This window comes from Pseudomonas sp. P4_C3 (assembly GCF_056402075.1).
Map to the genome: position 1 here is coordinate 1 of NZ_JBFUIC010000627.1, position 1291 is coordinate 1291.

Sequence of the window (1291 nt, forward strand, 5' to 3'; positions counted from 1 at the left end):
CGCCAAGGGCGCTCGAATGGGCGGCGCAAAAATCATTGAAAACACCCAAGTCCTGGACATCAAGATCAAGGATGGCAAGGCCGCCGGCGTCGTCACGGCTCAGGGCGATATCGACGCTGAGTTCGTGGTGAACTGCGCTGGTATGTGGGCGCGTAATTTCGGCAAGAAAGCCGGGGTCAACATTCCCCTCCACGCCGCAGAACACTACTACGTGGTCACGGAGCCGATGCCGGAAATCAACGGCATCATGCTGCCGACACTGCGTGACCTGGACTACTACAACTACTTCAAGACCGACGCCGGCAAACTGTTGATCGGCACCTTTGAGCCCAACGCCAAACCTTGGGGGCATGAAGGCATTCCTGATAGCTTCAGTTTTGATGAATTGCCGCCTGATTTCGATCACTTGGAACCCTACCTGGAAGCGGCCATTCGCCGAATCCCAGCGCTGGAAAAGACCGGGCTGCAAGTGTTCTTCAACGGTCCTGAAAGCTTTACCCCCGATGACCGCTACCACTTGGGTGAAGCACCTGAGTTGCGTAACTATTTTGTCGCCGCGGGCTTCAACTCGGTGGGCATCCAGTCAGCGGGCGGYGCCGGCAAGGTACTTGCCGAGTGGATCGCCAAAGGTCACGCCCCAATGGATCTGTGGGACGTCGACATCAAGCGTAATTTGCCGTTCCAGGGTAACTCTCAATACCTGTACGACCGCACCACGGAAGGGCTGGGCTTGTTGTATGCCATGCACTGGCCATTCCGTCAGTTCGAGTCCGCCCGTAACGCACGCAAAAGTATCCTCCATGACCGTTTGGTGGCCGCCAATGCCTGCTACGGCGAAGTGGTCGGCTGGGAGCGCGCGAACTTTTTTGCACCGCAGGGTGAGAAGCCGGAATACGGGTACAGCTGGGGTAAACAAAACTGGTTCGAGTGGTCGGCAGCCGAACACAACGCGGTTCGCAAAACCGTCGGTCTGTTTGATCAAAGCTCCTTCGCCAAGATATTGGTCCAGGGTCGCGATGCGATGTCGGTGCTCAACCGCATTTGCAGCAACAACATCGATGTCGAGCCGGGCAAGATCGTTTACACCCAGTGGCTTAATGAGCGCGGTGGTATCGAGGCCGACCTGACCGTGACACGACTTGAGAAGGAGTCGTTCCTCATCGTCACCGGTCCATGGACGCAGACTCGCGAGCTGAACTGGTTGCGCCGCAACACGCCGGACGAGGCCAATGTTGTCTACACCGATGTCACCTCGTCGATGGCCGTGATCAGCGTGATGGGCCCCAACGCT

At 57.5% G+C, this 1291-nt stretch carries 1 protein-coding gene; it reads left to right on the forward strand.

Annotated features, from left to right (window positions below; translation table 11 throughout):
- The coding region (locus tag AC1DVH_RS31285) for an FAD-dependent oxidoreductase (protein WP_477757045.1) at positions 1 to 1291 on the forward strand (1291 nt) is incomplete at both ends.